The 8448-nt window shown below is 69.8% G+C and carries 10 protein-coding genes; 6 read left to right on the top strand and 4 right to left on the bottom strand.

What is annotated here, in order from left to right:
• Window positions 1-1011, top strand: a 1011-nt coding sequence (locus K8V84_RS13495) for an ABC transporter ATP-binding protein (RefSeq protein WP_304074649.1), incomplete at its 5' end; no start/stop codon positions are given.
• A gap of 37 nt (window positions 1012-1048) precedes the next feature.
• On the opposite strand, the gene K8V84_RS13500 is transcribed toward K8V84_RS13495, so the two are convergent.
• The gene (locus tag K8V84_RS13500) at window positions 1049-1681 is read right to left on the bottom strand and encodes a helix-turn-helix domain-containing protein (RefSeq protein ID WP_304074652.1); all 633 of its coding nucleotides are present in this window, start codon (window positions 1679-1681) and stop codon (window positions 1049-1051) included.
• 156 nt (window positions 1682-1837) lie between these two features.
• Here K8V84_RS13500 and K8V84_RS13505 point away from each other — a divergent pair, with 156 nt between their 5' ends.
• From K8V84_RS13505 to K8V84_RS13520, 4 genes are all read left to right on the top strand, one after another.
• Entirely contained in the window at window positions 1838-2224 is a 387-nt protein-coding gene (locus K8V84_RS13505; protein ID WP_304074653.1) for a hypothetical protein, read from the top strand.
• 153 nt (window positions 2225-2377) lie between these two features.
• Complete coding sequence (locus K8V84_RS13510; RefSeq protein ID WP_304074655.1) at window positions 2378-2740, top strand: GntR family transcriptional regulator; 363 nt, start codon at window positions 2378-2380, stop codon at window positions 2738-2740.
• A 212-nt stretch (window positions 2741-2952) separates the two neighbouring features.
• Window positions 2953-3435, top strand: a complete 483-nt coding sequence (locus K8V84_RS13515) for a hypothetical protein (protein WP_304074657.1) — start codon at window positions 2953-2955, stop codon at window positions 3433-3435.
• Window positions 3436-3506: 71 nt separating this feature from the next.
• Window positions 3507-3923: a hypothetical protein gene (locus K8V84_RS13520; protein WP_304074659.1), complete on the top strand. Its 417-nt coding sequence runs from the start codon at window positions 3507-3509 to the stop codon at window positions 3921-3923.
• Window positions 3924-3989: 66 nt separating this feature from the next.
• Here K8V84_RS13520 and K8V84_RS13525 read toward each other — a convergent pair whose 3' ends face one another.
• The 3 genes from K8V84_RS13525 to K8V84_RS13535 form a co-directional block, all read right to left on the bottom strand.
• Window positions 3990-4343 carry a hypothetical protein gene (locus K8V84_RS13525; RefSeq protein ID WP_304074661.1) on the bottom strand — a complete coding sequence of 118 codons (354 nt, stop codon included), beginning with the start codon at window positions 4341-4343 and terminating at the stop codon, window positions 3990-3992.
• 170 nt (window positions 4344-4513) lie between these two features.
• Window positions 4514-5923, bottom strand: coding sequence for an RNA polymerase sigma factor (locus K8V84_RS13530; protein ID WP_304074662.1), 1410 nt, complete (start codon window positions 5921-5923; stop codon window positions 4514-4516).
• A gap of 575 nt (window positions 5924-6498) precedes the next feature.
• Window positions 6499-7647, bottom strand: a complete 1149-nt coding sequence (locus tag K8V84_RS13535; protein ID WP_304074666.1) for an AMP-binding protein — start codon at window positions 7645-7647, stop codon at window positions 6499-6501.
• A 285-nt stretch (window positions 7648-7932) separates the two neighbouring features.
• Here K8V84_RS13535 and K8V84_RS13540 point away from each other — a divergent pair.
• Window positions 7933-8448 (top strand): enolase C-terminal domain-like protein (locus tag K8V84_RS13540; protein WP_304074664.1); only part of this gene is annotated, 516 nt, incomplete at its 3' end.

Here is an 8448-nt window from a genome sequence, read left to right on the forward strand (position 1 = left end):
AAGCCCGAACACCCCTACACCCAGGCGCTGTTGGACGCGGTGCCGCGCGTGGAGGTCTCCCGGGCCCAGCGTCGGGCCCAGGACCGCGCCGACCGTATCGATCGGGACAAGCGCGAGGGCACCGTCACCAAGCCCGGTGACTTCGCGGCCTTCACCCCCGCCACCGGTGAGGGTGATCCGCTGCTGAGCGTGCGCGACATCGCCCAGAGCTTCAGGGTCCGTGGGGGTATGTGGGGCCGCTCCAGCGACTTCTGGGCGGTCAAGGGTGTGAGCTTCGACCTGTACAAGGGCGAGACCCTCGGCATCGTGGGCGAGTCCGGCTCGGGCAAGAGCACGGTCTCGCGCATGATCATGCGTCTGCTGGAGCCCACGAAGGGATCGATCCACTTCGAGGGCCAGGACATCACCCACATGCGCGAGCGTGAGCTGCGACCGCTCCGCCGCGACGTGCAGATGGTGTTCCAGAACCCCTACTCCTCGCTGAACCCGCGTCTGACCATCGGTGAGAGCATCGGCACCGCGTTGAAGGTGCAGGGTGAACGGGACGGCAAGAAGATCCGCGCCCAGGTGCAGGACCTGTTGGAGCGGGTGGGCCTGGAGCCCAACCACTACAACCGGTTCCCGCACGCGTTCTCCGGTGGCCAGCGTCAGCGCATCGCCATCGCCCGCGCGCTGATCCTCAAGCCCAAGCTGATCATCTGCGACGAGCCGGTCTCCGCGCTGGACGTGTCCACGCAGGACCAGGTGCTGCGGCTGCTCTCGGAGCTACAGGACGACTTCGGCCTGACCTACATCTTCGTGGCCCACGACCTGGCGGTGGTGCGTCAGGTCAGTGACCGCGTCGCGGTCATGCGCAAGGGCGAGGTCGTGGAGATGGGCGACAGCGACAGCATCTACGAGAACCCGCAGAGCGACTACACCAAGCAGTTGCTCACCGCCGCTCCGGTCCTGGACCCGGAAGAGGCCCGCAGGCTGCGCGCCGAACGCGTGCGACAGCGTGCCGCCGGCTGAACGGTGACGGGGGAGCACAGAACGCGGGTCGGTCCGGTCAGGAGGTGGCGAGCCCCCGCAGAAGCGCCCGCAGACCGAAGAGGAATCGGGCCAGGGCCTCGACCTCCCCGGGGGAGTCATCACGGCCTTCGTGGCGCACCTGGTGTCCGACGGAACCCAGGCAGTACGAGAACAGGGAGTCACGCCCCCGGGCCACGTCGTCCCCGGACAGCCCGGCCTCCTCCAGGGCCGCGTCCAGCATGGCGACCGTGCGTTGCTCGGCCAAGGTCAACGGTGCTCGGTGCATCAGCAGCGACATGGCGCCCGAGTAGGTCAGGAGCCGGGCGCGGTAGGCCTCGGCCCACGCCGTGATCCGACGGTCCCAGGGCAGGTTCTCGACCTGGTCCGGGTCCTCCTCGTCGATCCCGGAGGCGGGCAGCTCCTCTTCCTCGGGCCCTTGGCCCTCGGTCAGACCGCTCACCACCCGAGCGGTGGTGACATAGGCGGCGATGGCGTTGAACAGTTGTTCCTTGCCCCTGGGGAAGTGATGGTAGATCGCCATGGCCTCCACCTCCAGGGCGTCGCCCAGCCGGCGCATGGACAGGCCGCCCAGGCCACGACCGGCGATGATGTGCAGGGCCTCCACGATGATGAGTTCGCGGCTGAGCCCTGCGTTGTTCCTACTGACCACGGGTTCCTCCGGGGGCTCATGGGGATCTACTGAGTAAGGTGACAGGTCCGGTCGGTGAACGCCCGCACCGACCCGCATCCCGGGTCGCAGGATGATCCTCGTCACCCCTAGAGTTGCGACGAGACCGCCGATGTTACGCCCGATGGAGAGCGCAAGATGCGAGTTCCCAAGCAGGACAGGACCCAGGCACGCGAGAGGCTCGCTCGTGACCAGGAGCTGGCCGACCGACTGCCCGAGCTTCTCAAGAGCGTGTCCGAGACCGAGGACGCCTTGGACTCGGCCCATCAGCACAACGCTCCCGTGGAGGAGCTCCGTGACCGCGGGTTGGCCCTGGACACCGCGCTCACCGACGCCATGCGCGCGGCCTACGCGCACGAGCGCGTCCTCGTCGGCCCCAAGGGGTACGTCGACCGCATCCAGCGTCGCAAGCGTCTGGCCCGCCCCGATGTCAAGCAGGCCACACAGATCGCCGAGCGTCTGCTCACCGAACGCGAGACCCACCGCCTGCACGGCATCCAGCGCGTGCCGCGCAGCGTGGTCTGATCGGATGGCCTTCACGGGCCCCTCGCCCCGCTCGTGGGCTCGGGGCCCGTGTGGCCGCCTCACGTGGTCTATCGGTGGGCGATAGGTTGGGGTGGCGTGCCCGGTCGAGACCGGGCCGGGAGCAGGCGATCCACGTAGGGAGCGAAAAGGGACATGGCGGATTTCATCCGCATTGATCCGGCATCGAAGGTACCGCCCTACGAACAGATCAGGGCCCTGGTCGCGATCGCGGCCGCCAACGGAGAACTTCCGGTCGGATACCGGTTGCCGACGGTGCGGGCCCTGGCCGGGGAACTGGCGGTCGCCGTCAACACCGTCGCCCGCGCCTACCGCGAGCTGGAGCAGGCCGGAGTGGTGGAGACCCGCGGCCGTTCGGGCACCTTCGTGGCGGCGGCCGGGGACGACCAACGCGCCGAAGCGCTCGCCGCGGCACGGGTGTACGCCGAGGTCATCACCAGAGTCGGCCTGGACCACGAGGAGGCCGTCGAGATCCTGCGGGCGGCTCTGGAGGGCTGAGGCGCTCCAGGGGGAGGCGGCGCCGGTTTCGGTATCGGCCCCCGATCGACACGACGCACCCTGGGCGCTTGTGGTTCCATCACGCAGTGGTGATGACCATAACCGGACGAAAGTGCTCTTATCCCTCCTGAACTGCGAAGACAGAGGCTAATCTCGTAGTGGCGCCGTTCCCCTGACGGCGCCGGCAAGGACGAATCCCCCAAGGAGGCCCCATGAACAGGAGATCCGGCGGAGGACGGTCATCAGGAGGACGCTCCGGTGGCGGTCGTTCGGGCGGAGGTCGCTCCGGCGGTGGTCGCTCCGGCGGTGGCCGCTCATCGGGCGGCTTCGGCGGACGGCGGGCGGGTGGTTCCTCCGGTTCCGGTGGCGGCTTCAGCTCACGTAGTGGCCGCTCGGCCCGTGGCGGCGCCGCTCGCTCCGGCGGCGGTTTCAACTCCCGTAGCGGTAGCCCGGCCCGGCCGGCGCGTACCCCCAGGGCCGCCAGGCCCTCACGGACGACCCGGTCCAACCCCACCTACGTGGTCGCGCCGTCCTCCGGGTACCGGCGTCGCTGGTACGGCGGAAACCGGCACTACTACGACGACGGCCACGGTTACGCCCCGCGCCGCCGAGGCGGTGGCATCGCCTCCGCGATCGGCTGCCTGGCGTTCGCCGTGGTGGTGTTGGCCCTGGTCATCGTCTTCGCCGTCCTGTGACCCGTACGGTCCCCGCTCGGCCGTCGGATCCTTCCCCCACCGCAAATCACGAGTAGGAACGAGCAGCACCCGTGTCCCACCCCCGAACCACCTCCCGTGTTCTGTCCCTGGTCGCCGGTGCCCTGGCTCTGCCGCTGGCACTGAGCGCCTGTTCGGGTGATCGGGCCGAGATCGAGGCGGCCTGCGCCGACATCCAGGCCAACATCTCCGCGGTCGACATGGCCGTGTCCAGCATCGAGCAGGACATCCTCGTCGACGGGGTGTCCTACCAGGACCAGCACGCCGACGAACTGGTCGCCCACCTGGACGACGTCGAACGTCTGGAGGCGGCCGCCCGCGGCGACCAGCGTGACGTGGCGACCGAGCGGGCCGACGCCGTCGACGCCATCCTGGAGGAGCTGGACAACGGGGACGAGGCCGGACTGGCGGACGCCCTGGACTGGACCGCGGAGACGCACGACATGATCCTGCAATCCTGCGGATTCTAGAGAATAAGGCGGGGCGGGGACCGGACCGGTCCCCGCCCCGCCCGCGTTCACACCGGGCCTCGGCCGTCAGCGGCGCAAACCCGCCACCGCGACCAGGTAGAAGCCGATCAGGCCCAGCCACACCATGAGGATGGAGCCGGCTCCACCGGCCACCGCGGCGGCGATGGCCGTGGCCGGGATGCTGACTCCCAGACACACCAGGGCCAGGACCATCCGCACGGTGTTGGACGCCACGCCCTTGCCGGCCTCGTTCGCCCCCATCTGACGGGCGACGTGGTGTTCGACGCGCTCCTCGATGGCGTCGTCGACCCGCTCCACCAGGGAAGCGGAGATCGCGTCGTCGTACTCCGGTCCCAGCTCGCGACTCGCGCGCAACGCGGCGGCGATCTCGTCCTTGTTCCCCTGGGCTCGATTCGTCATGTCCGACATCGTCCCACCGCGCACGCGGTCGTGTTAAGACACGAGGTCGATTCCAGGGGGATCTCGGGGTTCTCCCCGAGACCGCGATCGGCGCCCCGCACAAGCCCCCGAACACACGGACGGGGCCGTCCTCCGAAGCGGAGGGCGGCCCCGTGTGTCCGTCGCGGTCCCTAGCTGGCGAAGTCCAGCAGTTGCTGGGCCCGGCTCGGGTGGCGCAGCTTGGCCAGAGACTGCTTCTCCAGCTGCCGGATGCGCTCGCGGGTCAGTCCCAGGTGCTTGCCGATCTCGTCCAGCGTGCGCGGGCGTCCGTCCATCAGTCCGAACCGCAGCGACATGATGGTCGCCTCACGCGGCTCCAGGTCGGACAGGGCGTTGCGCAGCTGGTCGGCCATGAGCTGACGGTCGACCACCTCGGAGGCCTCCGAGGCGTCCACGTCCTCGATGAGGTCACCGATGCGGGTCTCGCCGTCCTCACCGATGGTCGAGTCGAGGCTGATGGGCTGGCGGGTGACCCGCAGCAGCTCCTCGATCTGGGTCGGGGTCTTGTCCAGCTCGTGACCCAGCTCCTCGGGAGTGGGTTCGCGGCCCAGAGCCTGGTGCATGTCGCGCTCCAGCCGGCTCACCTTGCTGAGGAGCTCCAGGACGTGCACGGGCAGACGGATGGTGCGCGCGGAGTCGGCGAACCCGCGCTGGATGGCCTGGCGAATCCACCACATGGCGTAGGTGGAGAACTTGAAGCCCTTGGTGTAGTCGAACTTCTCCACCGCACGGATGAGGCCGAGGTTGCCCTCCTGGACCACGTCCAGCAGCGACATCCCCCGGTCGCTGTACTTCTTGGCCACCGACACGACCAGGCGCAGGTTGGCCTCGAGCATGTGGGACTTGGCCTTGCGGCCGTCCTCGGCCACCCATTCGAGTTCCTCGCGCTCGGCGTCGGCCATGGCGAAGGATTCGTCGATCTCGCCGTGCTGACCGAGCCGGTACTCGGCGTAGAGTCCGGCCTCGACACGCTTGGCCAGGTCCACCTCCTGCTCGGCGGTGAGCAGCTGGCGCCGCCCGATCGCCTTCAGGTAGGTGTGGACCGAGTCGCCCATGGCGGGTGACTGGTCGTCGAGGTCGGCCTCACCGGTCTCCGGGTCGATGGAGGCCTGGGTGGTCTCGGTCTTCTTGGTGCGTCGCGTGGTGCGGGTCTTCTTCCGGGTGGAGGGACCCTTTCGCGTTGCGACCTTGCCGGATGCGGCCTTGGGTGCCTCGTCGGTGTCGGGCACCGTCGCGATGAGAGTGTTTTCCAGCACGTCGTCCTCGGCGTCAGGTTCGGCCACCTTCACGGACTCCTCGCCCCCGTCGGCGAGCCGGACCCCGTGGTCGGTGAGTTCACGCAGGATGGAGCGGCCGTCACTGGAGGTGACTCCGGCCGCGGAGAAAGCGGTACGTAGTTCGGAGAGGGACAGGTGTCCCTGAGCACGTCCCTGGGTGATCAGGTCGGTCAGGGCCGCACTGGCCTCGGGGGCCGGTTTCGGAGCGGCGCCGTCGGGGGCCTGGGCCGAATGGCCGGAGGCTGCTAGGGCGGTGCTCGTCATCGGGGCACATCCCTCCCTTCCAAGACGTGTGGCACGTGGCGGAGGGTCACCGCCGACTGGACGCGCCAATATGTCCAACGTGTCGGCGAGTCAAATGTTCCCTGTCTCGATTGGATATCGAGGATGGTGGCATAGATCACCGGGTCGTGAGTGGCGGTGGGCGTGCGGGTGCGGGTATTGGAGACGCCGCCATGCCGGCCCTCGGACACCCCGGGGCGGGACCGTCCCGACATGAGAGAGGCCGCGCGGACGCGTGCGGGTGAGCCGACGGCTGCCGCCAACTGCGGACCTCCTTGGAAACGGGGGCCGAAGATCTCGGTACTCGGATAGACGTCAGGGAGCTTTGGGAAGTTCCCCACCTTTTCGGTTCTGATCGGGATCGATCGTGGTCGAAGGGGTCAGGACACCTTGTGCGCTCCCGGGAGACCCTGGCCGGCGGGTGATCGAGGCACCGAGAACGGCGCCCGCCGCGGCCAGGGTCCCATGGGTTCGGGTACTACCGGTAACGCCGCTGCGTGGGGGACGAATTCCCGCAGGTCCTCGTGTTCTGTCGGGCCGGACGGAGAACCCCTCGTTCAGGGGACGGGGCGGCGCAGCGCCACCAGGTCCGGTTTGCCGGAGGCGAGCATCGGCAGCTTCGCGCGCACGTCCAACTCCCGAGGCGCGGCGTAGGCGGGCAACCGCTCGCGCACGTGGGAGCGCAGTTCGTCCAGGACGGGTGGGTCGGCGGGGTCGGACGGGACCACGACCGCGCACACCCGTTCGCCCCACTCGGGGTCGGGACGGCCCACCACCACCGACTCGGCGACCTTCGGATGCTCGCTCAGGATGGTGTTGACCTGCCCGGGGACCACCTTGTGCCCACCGGTGTTGACCACCTCGTCCACACGGCCCAGCACCTGGAGACGACCGTCGGGCCCGAACCGGCCCAGGTCGTTGGTGCGCAGTCGTGGCCCGCTGCCGTCGTCGGCCAGGACGTCGGGGTCGACCGTCGTCCCCGGGGGCGTGCGGTAGTCGGTCAACAGGGTCGGGCCGCCCAACAGGATCCGTCCGGGGCCGCCCTCCTCCTCGGTGTCGATCCGTACCCGGACCCCGTCCAAGGGGACGCCGTCGTAGACACACCCGCCGCAGGTCTCGCTCATGCCGTAGGTGGTGATCACTCGACCACCCGCGGCGCGGGCGCGCTCCAACAGGTCGGGTTCGGCCGCCGCGCCGCCGAGCAGGATCGTGCCGAACAGTGACAGGTCGGCGCCGGCCGCGAGGAGTCGACGAAGTTGGGTGGGGACCAGGGAGACGTGGGGGCGCAGTCTCTCGGCCGCTTCGAGGACACCGTCCACGTCGAAGGGGGCGTGCGCGGCGCGCGTCCCGGTGACGTAGGCGCGCGTCATCACCTGCACCCCGGAGATATGGCCGGCCGGCAACACGCACAGCCAGGTGTCACCGTCGGTCGCGCCGATCCGGGCCACGGAGGCGCGGGCCGACGCTCGTAGCGCGGTCGAGGACAACTCCACCCCCTTGGGGGCGCCGGTGGAGCCCGAGGTGGTGATGAGCAACGCCGCGTCCGGCCCCACCGGAACACCGTGATCGAGGGGGACGATCCCCTCCGGGGTGCACAGCGACGAGGGGCGCATGGAGGCGAGGAGTTCGGTGACGCGGGCGGCGGGGGTGCCGTCCGGAACGGGCAGCAGGGCCGGTCCTGTGCCGTCCAAGGCCTCGACGAGCATCGCCTCCAGACGCTCAGGGGGCAGACCGCGTACGGCCTGGAGAGGACGTCCATCCTGCGCGAGAGGGGACGGGGACCGGTGTTCTTCGACTGCTGCCACGGTGCCCCAGGGTAGCCCGGGCGGTGGAGCGGCCCGGCTCTCCGGAGCGTCGGATCCGGGCCTGTGCCCGCGTTCCTCGACCCGCCTGGCAGAATGCTCGGAGTCGACGTGCGGACGCCGGGGTCTTGCGGGTCCCTCCCGTCCGAGCGTCTCCTGGGATTTCCGTGCGAGGGAGAAGTAGTAGCGGTGAGCTGCGTGACCGATGGGGACGGGTCGGACGGGCGAGCGGGGGAGTCCGCTCAGGGGCGGGCCTTCGCGATCGGTCTGCGCAATCGTTTCCGCCGTATCACCGTGCGAGAGGGCCTGCTCGTGCGCGGGCCCGCCGGGTGGGGTGAGTTCTCGCCCTTCGCCGAGTACGGGCCGCGCGAGGCCTCCCGCTGGTGGGCGGCCTGCCGTGAGGCGTCCCGCCAAGGGTGGCCCGCACCCGTGCGCGACCGGGTCCCGGTCAACGTCACCGTGCCCGCCGTGGACCCCGAACGCGCCGCGGCGATCGTGGCCGCGGGAGGGTGCTCCACCGCCAAGGTGAAGGTCGCCGAGAAGGGCCAGGACCCGAGTGAGGACATCGCCCGGGTGGAGGCCGTGCGTTCGACAATCGGCCCCTCCGGCCGGGTGCGGATCGACGCCAACGGTGCCTGGGACGTGGACACCGCCGTGCGGATGGTCCGGGAACTGGACCGCTTCTACCTGGAATACGTCGAGCAG

The sequence above is a fragment of the Nocardiopsis listeri genome (assembly GCF_020741345.1).
GTDB classification, from domain to species: domain Bacteria; phylum Actinomycetota; class Actinomycetes; order Streptosporangiales; family Streptosporangiaceae; genus Nocardiopsis; species Nocardiopsis listeri_A.